Source organism: Flavobacterium lipolyticum (genome assembly GCF_020905335.1).
GTDB classification, from domain to species: Bacteria; Bacteroidota; Bacteroidia; order Flavobacteriales; family Flavobacteriaceae; genus Flavobacterium; species Flavobacterium lipolyticum.
On the sequence record NZ_JAJJMN010000003.1, the window covers coordinates 187,484 to 205,411 of the forward strand.

Sequence of the window (17,928 nt, forward strand, 5' to 3'; positions counted from 1 at the left end):
AACAACAAGATTATAAAAACTAAACCCCGCTCATTTTGAACTGCCTCCAAAAAGTTAGACACTATTTGGGGGCATTTTTTATGAATAAAAAAAGAAATTTTACAGCAGAATTTAAACTTGAACAAGTTTTAAAGTATCTTGAGAATCACCTATCCTATACTGCTATTTCAAATGAAGCTGGTATTGATCATTCTGTATTACGAAGATGGGTTAGTTTGTATCAATCCAAAGGGATTTTAGGATTAGAAATTAACAAAACCAAAACTACTTTTAGTTTAGATTTTAAACATAAAGTAGTCAAAGGTATGATAGCAAATAACTTATCGTATTTTGATACCAGTATAAAATTTGGCATTTGGTAAGAACGTTTGCTTATAGATTTCAATCGAAATTCACAAAATGCGTAAAACTACTCAAGTATTATTTGTTTTTATTTTCTTACATTTAGAACTAAAAAAAACGGAAAAAATGGAAAATCAGAATCAATTTGACGGGTTAGGAACTTTTGAGCATATCGTAGTTTTAATGCTGGAAAACCGTTCGTTCGACAATCTTTTAGGATATCTCTATGAAAAGGAAGAAGTGCCGTCAAATAAGTCTTTTGACGGACTTTATAATCCTGAAATTGAGTATGCCAATCCAATACCTCCAAGAGTAACTAATAATTTAGGGAATACCAGTATTTCTCCTTCACGTGCTGCAAATTACCAGACACCTTATCCCGATCCGGGTGAAGAATATCCACATGTCAATACGCAGCTTTTCAACAACATTGAGCCTTTGTCTAATGTTGGGTTATCTGATTATTTAATGACAAAACCGTATAATTTACCTGATTCTGTGCCTCCCAAGGCAGGTATGAATGGTTTTGTCAACGATTACGAAAGTAATCTAAGAGCGACTTACGGTGTCGATCCCACATACGAGCAGTATGAAGTAATCATGCAGTGTTTTCAGCCCGATCAGATTCCGGCAATGGCTACTTTGGCAAAGGAATTTGCGGTTTTTGATCATTGGTATTGTTCAGTACCGAGTCAAACTTATTGTAATCGGGCATTTTGGCATGCTGCCAGTTCAGGAGGCAAAGTTATTAATCCTCTTGGTGAGGATGGGAGTGGACTCTCCGGAATTGATGCTGACTTGCATGGTATGGATTCGTGGATCAAAGAGGTTTGGTCGCTTCCGACTATTTTTGAACGCATGAATGAAAAGAACGTCTCCTGGAAAGTCTATTCACCTATTGCACCTTTAAGCCTGACCAATATTGTGAATGGCTTTGGAGAAGGAAAATACAATACACACGGACATCTTGACTTTTTTGTAGATTTAGAATTTGGAACCCTGCCACAATATTCCTTTGTAGAACCGCAGTTTCTTCACAAACACAACGACCAGCATCCATCGGCAGTGAATCATGCTTTAACTGTTGGTACCGTAAAATTAGGGGATGAATTGATACGAGAGGTATATACTGCTATCAAGAATAGTCCAAAAAGAGATAAAATACTTTTTATCATTACGCATGACGAACATGGTGGTTGTTATGACCATGTAAGTCCGCCGGAGACAGTGCCGCCTGTTGCCGGTATGAAAGGGGAGTGCGATTTTACTTTTGATCGTTTGGGGGTACGTGTTCCTATGATAATGGTTTCTTCTTATATTCAGCCCGGTACCATAATCAACGGGCAGTTTGAACATACTTCATTTATAAAAACGGTCTGCCAGAAATGGGGACTGGATCCGTTAACCGAGAGGGATAAAGATACTAAAATCCTGCCCTTTACAGAAGTTTTTTCGAGTCAGAAGAGAATGGAGTGGCCTGATATCCCCTGGGAAATGAAATTGGAGGACCTGCTTCCTGAACCTGATACGAGTAGTGATCCATTAAACGGATTGCAAAAAGCGATGTTAATCAGTTTATTGCATATTGAAAAAGAGAGAGGGCTTGGTAATACTCAAAAAGAAGATATAAAAACCATCGGAGACATGATGGAGTTCATCAAAAGATTCTAATTTAATTTTATTAGAAAAAATGATTATTGCTTTTTTTTAAGTAAAAGAATGAAAAATAGTACTTAAAAGTATCAAAACAGGGTTGTTATCTAGAATAAATCAAAATAATTTGGTTTGATTTGATACAAATAATACATTTGCGTTATTAAAAATAATTCTAAATAACATGAAAGTAAAAGTACTATTGCCACTTTTGGGCTGTTTGATGATGCTGCTTACGGCTTCTGCATCATTTGCACAGACGGGTACAATAAAAGGAACGGTTTCATTGTCTAATGATGAGGCAGCGGATAATATCTCTGTAACACTGAAAGGAACAAAGATTGGAACTACCACTGACGCTCAGGGAAATTATGAGATCAGGAACATCAGACCCGGAAATTATATTCTGAAGGTTTCGGTAATTGGGTTTTCCTCTAAAGAAAAAAATGTTGCAGTTTCAGCAGGAAGTGATCTTGTCGAAAATTTCACACTGCTAACTACATCTGAAGCACTTACAGAAGTATTTGTAAAAGGGAATGCTAATAAATATACCAAATCTGAAAGCCAGTATGTGTCGAGGATGACAATTAAAAACCTTGAAAATGCACAGGTTTATAATGTGGTTACTAAAGAGTTGATCAAAGATCAGTTGGTAACCAATCAGGATGAGGCATTAAAAAATGTACCGGGTTTATATCAATTATGGGCAGCCACTAATCGTGCCGGTGACGGAGCTTCATGGTATTCCTTACGCGGATTTACCACTCAGAGTTTGGTAAGAAATGGTCTTGCCGGAAAAGTAAACAGTAATACTGATGCGGTAAATTTAGAAAGAATCGAAGTAATAAAAGGGCCATCAGCTACACTTTTTGGAAATGTGGTTTCTTCTTACGGTGGATTAATCAATCGTGTAACTAAAAAACCTTATGATAATTTTGGTGGAGAAATTTCATATCAAAACGGAAGTTATGGCTTTAACCGTTTAACGGCCGATATCAATACTCCAATTAATGACGACCACACAGCATTGTTCAGATTGAATGCTGCTTTTGGAAATGCAAATACTTTTCAGGATTTCGGTTACTCAAAGAGTTTCTTCGTAGCGCCGTCTTTTGCTTATAAAGTAAACGATAAACTAACCATCTCTATCGATGCCGAAATTGGAAATCAGGACAACTCCGGTATGCCTTTAATTTATCTTCCTTTTGGAGTTTCTATTGCTGACTTAGGCGTTAATAATGCTAAGAATTTGGATGTAAATTTCAAAAGATCATTTTTAGGAGATGAATTTATGACCAACACCAAAACATTAAACGTTTTTGCGCAGGCTCTTTATCAAATTTCAGAAGAATGGACTTCTCAAACTGTATTCAGCAGCAGTTCTAATAAAGCAAGTGGTTTACAAACATGGTTTTACCTTTTGAAAGATCAGGAATTCTCAAGAAACGCCTGGGATGCAAATGGAAAAGATAACGCGATCGAATTCCAACAAAACTTTAATGGAGATTTCAAAATTGGATCCATGAGAAACCGCTTTTTAGTAGGTGGTGATATCTATTACGGTTCAAATAAATTAGTGTACCAAAGTTTACCGGGTTATGCGGCGTTTGATACCATAAAGTATACAGGAGCGGTGACTAATTATTATGACTTTAACCCAACAAATGTAAAGGATGCACTTACCGGAAAAGGGAATCCTCCTTATACTACTAACAGTTCTATAGCAACATATAGTGTTTACGTAGCAGATGCAATCAACATTACAGAAAGATTAATTCTTTCGGCAGCAGTACGTTTTGATCATTTTCAAAATAAAGGATCATTTGATCCTGCTTCGAATACAAAAGCGGACAATTTTTCTCAAAATGCTTTCTCACCAAAATTTGGTGCCGTGTATCAAATCGTAAAAGATCAGGTATCTGTTTTTGGAAATTACCAAAATAGTTTTACCAATAAAGGATTCTTAAATGCTAATGTTGGCGGGAAGCTTGAAATGAAACAGTTTGATCCTGAAAAAGCAAATCAGCTTGAAGTTGGTGTAAAAGTGAATGCTTTCCAGAATAAAGTAAGCGCAACTTTTAGTTATTATGATATCAAAGTTGACAATATTGTAATCGCAGATCCGAATCTTCCAAATGCGAGCATACAAAACGGAACACAATATAGCAAAGGTTTTGAAGTAGAGCTTACAGCTAACCCAATTCCGGGATTGAACCTTCTTGTGGGGTACTCTAATAATAACTCTAAATTAAATGATTTAAGACCTGTAACTGCAGGACCTGAAAATCTAATCAATTACTGGTTCAGCTATAACCTTCAAAAAACAAAACTGAAAGGATTAGGTCTAGGATTTGGAGGGAATTATGGAGACGCTACCTACATTTACAATAACGGACCTGGTCAAACTTTTGAGCTTCCGTCATATGCTGTGGTTAATACTGCTTTGTACTACGATCAGCCGAAATACAGAGTGTCTTTAAAAGTAAATAACTTAACAGACCAATTGTATTTTAATGGTTATACGACAATAAATGTTCAGGCTCCACGTACTGTTATGGGAAGTTTAACTTATAAATTCTAGTTTTTTTTAGAATACTGAATACAAAAAGGCTCGAACGTAATGTTCGAGCCTTTTTTTGTTTGATGACTTGTAATGCAATTAGAATGCTTGTGTAAAGCTTAAGGTTAATCGTGTGCGATTTTATTTTGTCTAATCTATTATTGAAAAATGGGAAACATCGAGGGTTAGTACAATTTAAAATAGGATTTGTTCTTAGTTATATATTTAGTTCTCTATTCTTTCAATTACTTTAATCCTAATTACTGTTAGGTTACCATACTTTTCAATATCTTGTGCTGTCCATATATATTCCTTTCCCTTAGGCCTTTTATCATCACTCCAATCAACAGGTTCCTTTACATAGACATAAAAGCTTATGTTTTTTCGTCCAACAACTTTTCGATTAATTTCCGAAGGACTCAAAAAACTAAAAGTGAAAAATGAAGGACTGTCAGTGATAGCAAAAGCCGTTTTTATTTCAGGTTTTATTTCTTTTAGAAGGTTTTTCAGAGGCTTATTGAGAAACTGCTGTTCATTTGTTTTTAATTTAAATATATCATTAGGAGTTTGTACCAATTGCTGTGCTTTACAGCTATAGTTAATTAGTAATAGCAGAAGTATAAATGTTTTTAATAGCTTTTTCATTTTTTTTTTTGAATTATTTGTTAATTACAAGGTATTGAGGTGTAAGACTTGTTGCCATTGGGTAGTATAGATTCTTTAGTATTAAACGGTTTGAATTGTCCTGCAGAATCTTGTTTCATCAAAGTGACTCCTGCATTATATTTATTTAAAATTACTGACATTGCTTCAGTCCTGCCATCAATAGAAGAACCAAAGGTAGTGACTAAAATTTGCAGTTGGTCAAAAAGAACGTCCGGAAATTCGGGATTGTAGCCTGGTATCTGATCAGCAGGATAAGCAGCAGCAAAATCTTTTGCTGCTTGCAAATTGGTTATAACAATTGCATATACCTCTCCTCCCGTTAGAATGTACGAAGTTGTAAAATTACGATTGTTTACATTTAAAGTTATACCAGTATAAATGTCACCTGCAGATAGTGGAGTATTATTTGGGTGGTTGTGCATGGCAGCAAAAGATCCATGCCAGTTAGTGTTTACTTTTACACTAGAAGTGCCACCACTATTCATAGCTATCTGTCCTAATTGATTATTCCGTCTAGTTAAAGTAATACTATGCTCTATTTTTGGATCAGCATTAAGGATGTTTTTTTTTGCGGATAGAAAAACGGGGTCTTTTCCGTCAATAGACATTTTTGCGGCTTGTGCACAGGGATCTAGTTTTATAACTGGAGGTGGTTGACCGCCAGGAAAGGACGGACCTCCTGGAAAATAGGGAACTCCTGGCACTGGTATATTGTCAGGTACCCAACTCCAATTACTACAAGTCGTAATAGGACCAACTGTAACGTAGTATGTGCATATGTATTTTGAAGTGACATTCTGTATTGGAGCTCTGTTATGATATCTAATATGTTGACCGTTTTGAAATTCTCCAGAATAAATAATTTTGTTTTTACTGTTTTGGATCGTGATATATCCCGAATATATGGAATCAGTTTTATAGAGATTAAATTCTTTACCATTATTTATATTTTTATTTTTTGTAGTGTAAATAATATCAAAGATCTGATATTCTTCATTTTTATTTGAAATGAATAATAATGACATATAAGTCATATAATCAGTATCGCCAATAACATTTGTAGATGTATTGTCAAACAGCATAAGAGGAATTTCTATTGTTTTAGCCTCACCTTCAATAGATATGGCTGCATTTTCCCAATCTATTTTTTTTGTGTACTTTAGTGATTCTAGATTTGAACCGTTACTGTCAAACCATTCTTTTGCTGAAGTTACATCAGGATTTATGACCGTAGTTTTTATTTCATCGCTTTGACAGCCGGTCATAAACGTACTTACTTATGTTAGTACTAGTAGATTCAATATATTTTTTGTTTTTTGTATCATATTTTGCAATGAATTTAAACTTGTTATGTAAGAGTATTTATTCAGTTTAATGGATTTTTCAAAAAAAAAGATACGTATAGTATTATATATTTAATATAAATAAAGTTTTTTTTCTTACAACTTAAGTTTTAATATTCTTTTTTAGGTAGATTAGGTAAGAATAGTGTATTTGAAATGAGGATTTTGTTAAGTACTCTTTTGGTAAATTTTTATATTTGAATTATCTGATATAGAGCTAATTGTTGAATTTTTAATCATTACTTATGTTATTAAATAGAAGAATATCGCTTTTGTACTTTGTTAATGAGATTAGATCACAGATTGTACTGATCGTATTATTTGCGATATCAATTGGACTGCTCGACATGCATCCCTTATTTCAACAAGTATCTCTGCCGTTAAGTATTCCGGCATTAGTAGGTACTGCGGTTTCTCTTCTTCTTGCTTTTCGGACAGCGCAATCGTACGAAAGATGGTGGGAAGCCCGAACCGTTTGGGGAGCGATAGTAAATGATTCCAGGACTTTAATTCGGCAAATAATCCAGTTTACATCAAAAGAAAATAAAGAGATTGCTGATGCTTTTACAGAAAGACAGATCATCTGGCTTTATGCATTGGGAGAGTCATTGCGCAAACAGCCGTTTTCATCAAGGGTACAGACTTATCTTGATACTTTTCAGATCAAAGCATCTAATATCCCAAATGCTTTGTTGGATAAGCACTCTCTGAACATTGCAGAATTGGCGTCACAAGGACTAATTTCAGAGTTTAAACAGGTGCAGTTAAATGAAACATTAGCCAGACTTTGCGACAGTATGGGGAAATGTGAACGTTTAAAAAATACCGTTTTTCCAAAATCATATAGTGTATTAGTTCATACCCTGATCTATGTATTTGCAGCGATACTTCCTTTTGGACTCGAAGATTCACAGCTGGTGGTAGAGATTCTTATAACGATATTGATTCCTGTTCTGTTTATTTCCATAGAAAAAACAGCGATTATAATGCAGGATCCTTTTGAGAATACGCCTGTTGATACACCAATGACTTCGTTGGCAAAAACAATCGAGATCAATCTGCTTGAAATGACTGGGGCAGAAAATATACCTGTAAAGGAAAAAAATGAGCTTTATTACGAGATGTAATAAACTTAAAATGGAGCCTTAAAAAAAGTATTTCATCATGGATATAGAGTTTGAACTGTTACTATCTGCCAAACTACTGTTGGCGCTTTTATTGGGAGGAATTATTGGTATTGAGAGAGAAAGAGAACAGCAGAATGCGGGTGTGCGAACTTTTGCGTGTATCTGTGTGGCTTCTTGTCTGTTTGTTTCTATTGCTGCCCATCTCACCGAGGATAAATCGGCTATTGCCAGAATGCTTGCGGCTATTGCAACGGGACTAGGTTTTATAGGGGCAGGGCTAATTTTTAGAGATGAAAAAAATCTACCTAAGGGATTAACCACTGCATCGGGTTTATGGACAACTTCGGCTGTAGGTATGGCCATCGCGCTCAATATGTTTGTTATCGCCATCTGCTCGACAGCCATTATCCTTTTCATTTTTACAATTAATCAATTCTCCTGGTACAGAAAGTTTGTGGGGAAATTATTTAAAGATAAAAACCTGAAAAAGTAATCTAAAAAAATAACTTAGGTATTGAGTGTGAAATTACTGAGAATCACAAAAAGAGATTTCTTTCAACAATGTAAATTTGTATTTTTAATTCATCTATAAGACAGTAAGAAATTAAAAAAGAAATAGCATTGGTCACAAAAATGGAAAACGTACAAACTACGGGAACTGTAAAAATTGAAAAAGATCAAAGCAAAAGAAACTATTTGCAATTGGCCGAAGGTTCAGCAGGTTCAAACCTAAAAGCGGGGCTTTTCAAAAAGAATCAGTAAGTTTTGAAATTTCACGCTGAAACTTTTTTTATAAATTAGGATTGTGTGACTCGTTAATTTGTACTATGTTAACCCTAAATTGGCATATGTTATCTGATTGTGCATGAAATAGTATTAAGATAGAATAATCTCCTATTTTTAATGAAATTTCAACAAAAAACATGCAACCAATATCGCTTATTTCAGATCATTTTATTGAAGAAAAATGTAATTTTAAAGAACTTATAGAAAAACTTCGGGCCGGATTTTCGGGTTCGGGTATCAGCGTGCCTATGCGCCATCATCATGATTATCCTAATCCGGAAGAAGGTAAAGATTCTACACTGTTGCTAATGCCCGCATTCCAATCGGGTAAGGATTTAGGAGTAAAAATAGTGACGGTAAGTCCCAATAATGGTAAATATGACCTGCCTTCCATTCAGGGAACTTATATTTATCTCGACGGACACAAAGGAAATATAAAGGCAATTCTCGATGCAAAATCACTAACAGGGAAACGGACTGCAGCAACCTCTGCTTTGGCAAGCAGCTATCTTTCGAGAAAAGACTCCTCGTCTATGTTGATGATTGGTACTGGAGCATTGGCCATCAATTTAATTCAGGCGCATGCCAGTGTGAGACCTATAAAAGAGGTTTATGTTTGGGGAAGAACTATAGAAAAGGCACAATTGGTTTGCCATGCACTCAAAAATTTTCCATTTACTTGCAAAGCCGTTTCAACTATAGAAGAAGTTATTTCTCAGGTTGCTATCATTTCGTCAGCGACTTTATCGCCAGTTCCGCTTGTTTTTGGAAAATGGCTGAAAGCAGGACAGCATTTAGATCTTGTTGGAGCCTACAAAAAAGACATGCGTGAGGCCGATGACGAGGCGGTTCTAAAATCGAGCCTGTTTTTGGATACCTATCAGGGCGGACTAAAGGAAAGCGGCGATATTTTGATTCCGCTAACAACAGGCATTATCACAGAAGAAACTATTAAAGCCGATTTGTTTGAATTGTGCAGTACTGTAAAACCGGGCAGAACCTCTGAGACTGAAATTACTTATTTTAAGTCGGTTGGACATGCTTTAGAAGACCTTGTCGCAGCCGGATATTTTTATGAAGCGTATAATTTAAAAGCACCAAAGAATGTCTAGTACCTACCAAAATATTTGTAATAATATCGATTATAAAGCAGATGCTTCCGTCCTGCAGATCAAAACAATTGATATGCATACAGGGGGAGAGCCCTTGCGCGTAATTGTTTCCGGTTTTCCGAAATTGAAAGGAAATACTGTTTTAGAATACAGAAGAGATATAAAAGAAAATTACGATTATTTAAGAACGGCATTGATGTTTGAGCCTCGCGGTCATGCCGATATGTACGGTTGTATTTTACTTCCGCCAAATGATGAGGATGCAGATTTTGGTATTCTTTTTATGCATAACGAAGGATACAGCAGTATGTGTGGTCATGCCATTATTGCTATAAGTACTTTGGCAGCAAAAATGAAATGGATCACCGTAAAAGAAGGTGAGAATGAATTGAAAATTGATGCCCCGTGCGGTCGGATTTTTTCGTTTGTGACGGTAGCAAATGGAGAAGTAACGGGAGTACGGTTTCATTGTGTTCCAAGTTTTGCCGTAGGTTTAGATCGTGTTGTAAATGTTGAGGCCATTGGTGATGTCGTTTATGATTTGGCTTATGGAGGTGCTTTTTATGCTTATGTTGATTTGAGAAAAAATACACATTTGAATTTTGGATTAACGGAAGAAAATTACCGAACCATTATTCAAACCGGGGTCGATATCAAACATGCCGTAATGAAGCAGGATGCCGAAATTCTGCATCCGTTTGAAGAAGATTTGAGTTTTTTATACGGAACTATTTTTATCGATGAACCGCTGAATGGTACTAACCACAGCCGAAATGTTTGTGTTTTTGCCGATGGAGAAGTCGATCGCTCGCCAACAGGTTCCGGTGTTTCCGGAAGAATTGCGATTGAAAAAGCCAGAAATGCTATCAACTCGGGTGAAGTTATTACGATAGAAAGTATAACAGGAAGTACTTTTAAAGGATCACTTGTCAGAGAAGAAAAATTTGGTCCTTTCAAAGCTGTAATTCCGCAAGTGGAAGGGACGGCTTTTGTAACAGGAGTAAACACGTTTTTAATAGATCCAAAAGACCCTATGAAGAATGGTTTTATACTAAGATAATCCAGAATCACAATTAGTATAAGATTGGGAATTTCTAAGGAAAAAAAACTCTCCATAAGCTTTCAAATCAGAAAGCCTATGGAGAGTTTTTTTTTATTCAAACACGATTTAGAAAAATTGAATCTTTTATTTTTATTTTTTGATGTAACCAAATTAATTCTATTTTTAACGACCTTTTCCGTCCTTTGATATTCCATCTAAAAGTAGTGATTTTAAAAGGGAACAAAAAATGTTAAAGAGTTTCAGTGTAGCGTTTGAATTAAGATATAAAAATGACTTTATTTGTATAAGTATAATCAATAGGTAAGATTTTTTTATAAGATTTTTCTCTTGTTATTTGAGTTAATTTTGATTTTAAATCAAATGAAAGAAAAGTATTACGTTAATAAAATGTTAGGAAATATGATTATTTTAAATAAAGTATTTATTTTGCCCAAAATTCTAAATTTCTTCTAAATTGAACCATTGCTTTACTTGTCATTAAAGGTTATTATATGAGAATCGAAAAAAAAATTAACAAGGTTTCGGAAGACGGATTATGTAAATTATCCGTTTTTTCGAATGTTTCCGTTTTTTTTTCGTTTTTCTTTCAAACGGCTTTTTATTATTGGTACTCAAAAATTGCCAGTTTCATTTCAGTTTACTTTTTTAAGATTTTATTTCCCTTACGTAAAGGGGGATCATTTGTGTTATTTTACTTAGTATATCTTTTACTTTTCTCCAAAAGATGGATAGGTACTTAAACGGTTATGGATTTTTTAATCTCCTCTTCATTTTAATTACAAAACTTTGCGGAGGGAATGAGCGATAATTGTTAAATCGCTTTCCTCTTAAAAAAATAAGCAGCCTTTAAATTTACCATAACAAACAACACAATGAATACTAGTATTATTAAAAATTATTCTAAACTTAAGTTCTCCTTATATTTTTTGCCCTTATTCTGTTTAGCTGCTCTAGTACTGTTTCTTTATTATGAGAATGCTTTAAGTGTTTATAATTACGCACAAATTCAAAAAAGCACCTTTCTTTATATTAATTCCCATTTAGGGCTTTATCCTAATTTACAATACAATCTTACTCAATTAGGAGATGCTTCGATTTTTTTATCCTTCTTAGCCCTTTTTATACTCTATGCACCCAAATTATGGGAAGCTTTGCTGTCGGGTTTATTATTTTCGCTATTATTTTCCTGTCCGTTAAAAGCAATATTTGGTGTTCCAAGACCTGCCGTAATTTTTAATAATGAAATTACCTGTATTATGGGAAGAAAATTATGTGGCTTCAATAGTTTGCCTTCAGGACATTCGATTGTAGTTTTTACTGTATTGACCATTATCTTATTTGCCTTTATGCCGCAGCGATTGAAATTTAAAATTCTGTGGTCTGTATCGATCATTACGATAGGATTTATTTTAGCATTTACACGAGTAGGTGTAGGGGCACATTATCCCCTTGATGTAATTACAGGAAGTATTCTGGGTTATATTTCCGGAATCTCAGGTATTTTTATCAGCAGAAAATATAAAATAGGAGCCTGGATTAACAATGATAAGTACTATCCAATTTTTATTGCATTGTTTATCATTTGTTGTATTTGCTTGGTCGGCAAAATTATTAAAGAAAATTTGATTATATATTATCTTTCGTTTATTAGCTTAGCAGTCTCACTTTATAAGATCACTTATGTTTACGTTAAAAAATAATTTAAGAATAACTCATTTTGTCCTATTGATGAGTTTTTTGATTTTTTTGTTCTTCCACCTGCCGTTTTACACCTTTGTTTTTAACAATGTCGATTATAAAAGTCTAAACGGTATTGTTTTGATTGTGAGTTTGGTAATTCTAATGCTGGTTCTTAATGCATTTGTTTTATACCTCTTGTTTTCGCTCTCTCGTCATGTCGGGAAAGTTTTGCTGATCTTGTTTTTTATTGTTAGTTCAATTGCAGTCTACTTTGTGAATACGTATAGTGTCATCATTGACGAAAGTATGATTGGCAATATTTTGAATACCAATTACGAAGAATCCAGCAGTTTTTTTTCCTTTAAAGTAATTTTGTATGTAATTTTTCTTGGAATTATTCCGAGTATTTACATTGCAAAGGTTAAAATAACCAAGGTACCATGGAAGGAGTTTTCAATCACTTCTTCACTAACTTTAGTATTTATTGCCGTTTTGATATTTGTTAATGCCAGCAATTGGCTTTGGATTGACAAAAATTCGAAACGACTTGGAGGTCTTGCAATGCCATGGTCTTATTCGGTTAATACACCGCTATTTTACATTCATAAGTTCAAGAAAAATGAAAAGGAAATTTTGCTGCCCAATGCTGTTATAAAAGATAACGAGAAATCGGTTGTAGTTTTGGTTATCGGAGAATCGGCCAGAAGGCAAAATTTTTCTCTTTATGGCTATAAGAAAAACACCAATCCGTTACTTTCTAAAACAGAAAATGTATTTCATTTTAATGCCAATTCGTGTGCAACATATACTACTGCAGGTGTAAAATGTATTTTAGAGCATAAAAACAGCGATGATCTCTATGAAATCTTGCCCAATTATTTATACCGAAATAATGTTGAAGTGATTTGGAGAACGACCAATTGGGGCGAACCGCCAGTTCATATAAAGAATTATCAAAACAAGGAAGCATTAAAAGCCGACTGTAAAGGTGTGGAATGCGATTATGATGAGGTTTTATTAAGAGGATTAAAAGAGCAGATTCAGGCGAGTAAAAAGAATAAAATACTAATTGTGCTCCATACCAGTACAAGTCACGGACCTACATACAGTAAAAAATATCCACCACAATTTGAGACGTTTAAACCAGTCTGTAATAGTGTTGAATTGGGTAAATGTTCTCAAAATGAACTTCTTAATGCTTATGATAATACGATTGTGTATACCGATTATATACTTCATAGCGTAATTGAGGATTTAAAAGAATTAAAAGAATACAAAAGCACCATGATTTTTGTTTCAGATCACGGAGAATCTTTAGGAGAGAAAAATCTTTACATGCACGGTGTGCCTATTAGCATTGCCCCTAAAGAGCAATATGAGATTCCGTTTATTGTTTGGGTATCTGACAATTCAAAACAGCTTAAGCCTAATGAAACATTGACTCAAAACCATGTTTTTCATAGTGTTCTAAAATTTCTTAATGTCGAAAGTCCGGTTTATGATGAGAAAATGAACATTTTTAAATAAGAAGTATTTGTGGCTTTGTCGCAGCTGTGGTAACTTGTTATCTCAGCCATTTCTAATTGAGTTGGACAGCTGCGACAGAAGCAGATATTGACCATAAAAAGAATTTTTGAATACTTAGTTTAACCCGTTGGGTGTAATTATTTTTAAAAATAGGAGAAAAAGAGACTTTCTTTCTGTAAAAAAATTGATGTCTCTATTCGTTAAATATTTTTTTTGCACGCAGATCTTGCAGATTGCTTCGCCTGTTTGCTATCGCTCGAGTCTGCAGATTTTCTAAATTTTTTAATCCGTTAATCTGTGGCTATTCTTTAAACACCTAAACATAGACTCTCTTATTTAAAATTAGGGCGTTTTACATTTCACTTCTTATTTTTTTCGGAGAATCTATGTCTTTATGTGTTAAATGATTTTTGCCAACAGGCTTATTTTAATTTTTTTTGATCAGAGGGATAAAAAATCTGCTTTCTACCAATTAAAACAGGTAGAACTACGCTTAAAAATCACAGTTTTAGTGAGTTTATTTGTTGTTACCAATAACATATCAAACAAATAAACTCCCTAATTATGGAAAACTACTTACACGGCCTACTCGACGAAGAGAATGACCCAATTATTCAACAATATTTAAAATACATAGACGAAGGAATTCCCCGTACGGATAAACCAAAAGACGTATTGATCATTGGTGCCGGAATGGCCGGAATGGTCGCAGCGGCTATGTTAAAGGAGGCTGGCCATAAGGTTACAATAGTGGAATCTAATACCCGTGTTGGCGGACGAATTAAGACTTTCCGCAATTCTAAGGACAAAAAATATTTTGCAGACGATACCGTTTATGGCGAAGCCGGAGCAATGCGTATCCCGACCATACATCAGATGGTACTCAAATACATCGATAAACTAGGACTTAAAACAGAGCCTTTCTATTATTTGTCTGTCGATAAAGCCCAGGCAATTGCATATCAGGCGGATCCTGACGAATCAAAACCAGAGGTTACAAGAAATTCTCTTTTCTATATCAACCGAAAACGTGTGGTTCAAAACGTATATTTTCCAAAGGATGCGAGTGAAATTGTCGATGTAAACCAATTGCTTGACTTTCATTTGGACAGTAGTGAAAACATGCGCGCAGACCAGTTAATGGCCAGTTTGATCAATCCGCTTAAAGATTTTATTGCAGAAGATCCGAAGAAAAACTGGCCTTTGCTTATCGATCGTTACGGAGAATATTCGATGCGTCGTTTCCTGAAAGAAAATTCAAAGTATTCAGAAAATGCGATCGAAATGATTGGCGTTATCCAAAACCTGGAATCCAGAATGGCTTATGATTTTATCCAGAGTTTTATAGAACAGAATATTATTAAGGATTCTACGCGATTTATGGAAATTGTAGGTGGATGTGACAAGCTGCCTAATGCCTTTTTTAAAGCTCATAGGCTAGAAGAAAATACCTATTTCGATTGCAGGATGACAAAAATGATGCTTGTCGGTGACAAGGTTAAAATAGAAGTAGATATAGAAGTGCAGCGTAACTCCCAGTTTTATGAAGATGCAGGATTCAAAGTATTAGATACCCCTGTTAGTGATATGGAATTTGATGAAGTAATTGTCAGCATACCATTTTCGGCATTAAGGCACGTTTATGTAACACCACAATTCGAGCAACAGAAACGAAAAGCAATCCGGGAACTGCATTATGATTCTGCTACTAAAATATTGCTTGAATTTCGTGAAAAATGGTGGCAGGAAGCTCCGTATAATATCGTTGGCGGTGGTACCATTACGGATTTCTCTAACCGTTTTACGTATTATCCGAGTAATGATTTGGGAAGTAACGGGCATGGTGTAGTATTGGCGTCCTATTGCTGGTCAGACGAAGCGAGCCGCTGGGACTCTATGGATGATGATGACCGATATTTCTATGCACTGAAAAATCTGGCCATCATACACAGCGATGATGTGAAAGAGCAGCAGCGTATTATCGACCTTGCTGTAATCAGCTCTAGCATCAAAGACCGCAAAGGAAAAACCGGAAAATTAATAGGCGCTGCAACACAAAGCTGGATGCGCGATCCTTATGCTTTTGGCGAAGCGGCAATCTTCAACCCGGGTCAGTTGCAGTTATTACAACGCCATATCATTTCGACAGAATGGAATGGAAAAGCACATTTTGCGGGGGAACACACTTCCCTAAAACATGCCTGGATAGAAGGTGCTATCGAATCGGGAATTCGTACCGCACTGGAAGTCAACGAAAATATAGGTAATCTTAATAACCCGATTTAAGATGGCAGAGCAAAAAATATCAGTAGCAAAATATCTGCAGATACGTTTGGAAGAATTAGGACTTACCCACTTATTTGGTATTGCAGGCAATTATACTGCTCCGTTTTTGAATACAATCCTTGAAGACAAAAAGGCAAAAATTAAAATCGTTAATGATACAAACGAAATAAATGCCGGACACTGTACTGATGCTTATGCACGACAAAATGGTTTTGCAGCGGTAGCGGTGACCTACGGTGTGGGAGCCTTTACGTTGTTGAATTCGGTTGCAGGTTCTTATGTAGAACATTGTCCTGTTTTGGTTATCAATGGAGCTCCAACCAATAAAGATCAACAGCGAAGTCTTGTTCAGGGAATGCTGGCTTCACACATGACGGGTGATATGTACAGCAATATCAATGTGTTTCGTAATGTTACTGTTGCAGCCGAACAGATTACGGGTTCATCCGACGCTCCTTATAAGATTGATGCAGTACTGAATGCCTGTCTTTTGTATGGAAGACCGGTTTACCTTGAGGTTTTTGAAGATGCATGGCGAATGGAATGCAATGCGCCTGTTACTCCATTAGTAGAAAAAGGAGCATCAAAATGTAGGACAAGTGCCCGCAAGGCAGCTCAAAGGGTTGCCGCAATGGCCCGTGGAAAAGAGATTATTTTCTGGGGCGGAATTGAAATTCAGCGCTACGGCATTCAAAAGGAATTTTTAGATCTCATTGAAACTACCGATACGGAATTTGTAACTTCCATACTCGGAAAATCGATCGTTTCTGAAAATCATCGCAAATTTAGGGGAGTCTTTAATGGCAAAGCATCACCAAAAGATGTTAAGGAACAATTTGAAAAGGCCCAGGTGAAAATTGGTCTCGGAGTATGGACCACGGGTAAAAATTTGGGTGGTTTTGATGTCTGGAAAGAGGACACGGTACTGGCGAATCACAGTGGTGTAAGAATAGGTGCTTCTTATGTGGCCAATGTATCGTTAAAGGATTTTATTATTTTCCTGAAAGAAGAACTCACTAAAGTTACCTTTAGCGCCTATGAAATGTACGACACGGAAAAAAAGCTGCCGAAATCATTTTTTGTGGCTGATGACAGCATAGCAAAAAATGAAAAACCACTTTTGACCTATGATACTTTTTTTAAACGGATTAATAGCTTTATTAATGGCAGCCATATAGTAGTCGCCGATGCCGGCTTTCCTTTATTGGGAGCTCAAGGCATCCGTATCGCAGAACCTAACGGATTTGTGGCACAGGCATCATGGCTTTCTATCGGTTATTCGGTACCTGCTGCAACCGGAATAAAATGTGCCAGACCTGATAAAAGACCTGTGGTATTTGTTGGCGATGGTGCTTTTCAGGAAACCTGCCAGGCCATATCAACGCAGAATAAACTGAAGCATGATACTATTGTTTTTGTATTGGATAATGGTATTTATGGTATCGAACAAATGCTTGTGAATCCAAATCCTTTCCGTGGTGCTGATCAGGTAGATTATGATATCCCTGATTTAAATACTGTCTATGACTACAATGAAATGCATCGTTGGAAATATGCTAAACTCGTTGATGTGTTTGGAGGGAAAGGTTTTGAAGTGAACACTCTCGATGAACTCGAAGACGTTTTACAGCAGCTTGATACTATTAAGGAAAATACAATCATACACGTGAACATTCCAAAAACATCTATTCCGGAAGCGATTGCCTATAAAACGGAGGAGCCGGGTGAGGATGAATTTTTAGATAAGGACTGGAATTTATGTTAGGTTAAAAGTTTAAAAATA

General features: G+C 35.6%; 14 protein-coding genes. 12 read left to right on the plus strand and 2 right to left on the minus strand.

Annotation, left to right across the window (positions count from 1 at the left end; genetic code table 11):
• Positions 1–80: 80 nt before the first annotated feature.
• The 3 genes from LNQ34_RS22970 to LNQ34_RS22980 all read left to right on the plus strand — a co-directional run bounded on the left by LNQ34_RS22970 (position 81) and on the right by LNQ34_RS22980 (position 4,576).
• Positions 81–362, plus strand: a complete 282-nt coding sequence (locus LNQ34_RS22970; protein WP_230001454.1) for a transposase — start codon at positions 81–83, stop codon at positions 360–362.
• A 106-nt stretch (positions 363–468) separates the two neighbouring features.
• Positions 469–2,013, plus strand: a complete 1,545-nt coding sequence (locus tag LNQ34_RS22975; RefSeq protein WP_230001456.1) for an alkaline phosphatase family protein — start codon at positions 469–471, stop codon at positions 2,011–2,013.
• Between the two features lie 166 nt (positions 2,014–2,179).
• The gene (locus LNQ34_RS22980) at positions 2,180–4,576 is read left to right on the plus strand and encodes a TonB-dependent receptor (protein WP_230001458.1); all 2,397 of its coding nucleotides are present in this window, start codon (positions 2,180–2,182) and stop codon (positions 4,574–4,576) included.
• Between the two features lie 204 nt (positions 4,577–4,780).
• On the opposite strand, the gene LNQ34_RS22985 is transcribed toward LNQ34_RS22980, so the two are convergent.
• Positions 4,781–5,200 carry a hypothetical protein gene (locus LNQ34_RS22985; RefSeq protein WP_230001460.1) on the minus strand — a complete coding sequence of 140 codons (420 nt, stop codon included), beginning with the start codon at positions 5,198–5,200 and terminating at the stop codon, positions 4,781–4,783.
• A 20-nt stretch (positions 5,201–5,220) separates the two neighbouring features.
• Complete coding sequence (locus LNQ34_RS22990) at positions 5,221–6,486, minus strand: hypothetical protein (RefSeq protein WP_230001463.1); 1,266 nt, start codon at positions 6,484–6,486, stop codon at positions 5,221–5,223.
• Between the two features lie 323 nt (positions 6,487–6,809).
• On the opposite strand from LNQ34_RS22990, the gene LNQ34_RS22995 reads away from it, so the two are divergent.
• The 9 genes from LNQ34_RS22995 (at position 6,810) to LNQ34_RS23030 (ending at position 17,910) form a co-directional block, all read left to right on the plus strand.
• A complete protein-coding gene (locus LNQ34_RS22995) occupies positions 6,810–7,691 on the plus strand; it encodes a bestrophin family protein (RefSeq protein ID WP_230001464.1) in 882 nt (293 codons plus the stop codon).
• A gap of 37 nt (positions 7,692–7,728) precedes the next feature.
• Positions 7,729–8,184 (plus strand): MgtC/SapB family protein, encoded by a 456-nt coding sequence (locus LNQ34_RS23000; protein ID WP_202703196.1) that lies wholly within the window; start codon positions 7,729–7,731, stop codon positions 8,182–8,184.
• Positions 8,185–8,324: 140 nt separating this feature from the next.
• The gene (locus LNQ34_RS23505) at positions 8,325–8,453 is read left to right on the plus strand and encodes a hypothetical protein (RefSeq protein WP_255664690.1); all 129 of its coding nucleotides are present in this window, start codon (positions 8,325–8,327) and stop codon (positions 8,451–8,453) included.
• Between the two features lie 161 nt (positions 8,454–8,614).
• Entirely contained in the window at positions 8,615–9,589 is a 975-nt protein-coding gene (gene lhpI / locus LNQ34_RS23005; RefSeq protein ID WP_230001465.1) for a bifunctional Delta(1)-pyrroline-2-carboxylate/Delta(1)-piperideine-2-carboxylate reductase, read from the plus strand.
• Positions 9,582–10,649 (plus strand): proline racemase family protein, encoded by a 1,068-nt coding sequence (locus LNQ34_RS23010; RefSeq protein WP_230001466.1) that lies wholly within the window; start codon positions 9,582–9,584, stop codon positions 10,647–10,649. The genes lhpI and LNQ34_RS23010 overlap by 8 nt, the downstream gene beginning before the upstream one ends.
• 875 nt (positions 10,650–11,524) lie before the next feature.
• The gene (locus tag LNQ34_RS23015; protein WP_202703199.1) at positions 11,525–12,352 is read left to right on the plus strand and encodes a phosphatase PAP2 family protein; all 828 of its coding nucleotides are present in this window, start codon (positions 11,525–11,527) and stop codon (positions 12,350–12,352) included.
• Positions 12,333–13,859: a phosphoethanolamine--lipid A transferase EptA gene (eptA, locus tag LNQ34_RS23020; protein ID WP_202703200.1), complete on the plus strand. Its 1,527-nt coding sequence runs from the start codon at positions 12,333–12,335 to the stop codon at positions 13,857–13,859. Before LNQ34_RS23015 ends, eptA begins: the two co-directional genes overlap by 20 nt.
• 564 nt (positions 13,860–14,423) lie before the next feature.
• Positions 14,424–16,145 (plus strand): flavin monoamine oxidase family protein, encoded by a 1,722-nt coding sequence (locus tag LNQ34_RS23025; protein WP_230001467.1) that lies wholly within the window; start codon positions 14,424–14,426, stop codon positions 16,143–16,145.
• Between the two features lies 1 nt (position 16,146).
• Complete coding sequence (locus LNQ34_RS23030) at positions 16,147–17,910, plus strand: alpha-keto acid decarboxylase family protein (protein ID WP_230001468.1); 1,764 nt, start codon at positions 16,147–16,149, stop codon at positions 17,908–17,910.
• Positions 17,911–17,928 lie beyond the last annotated feature (18 nt).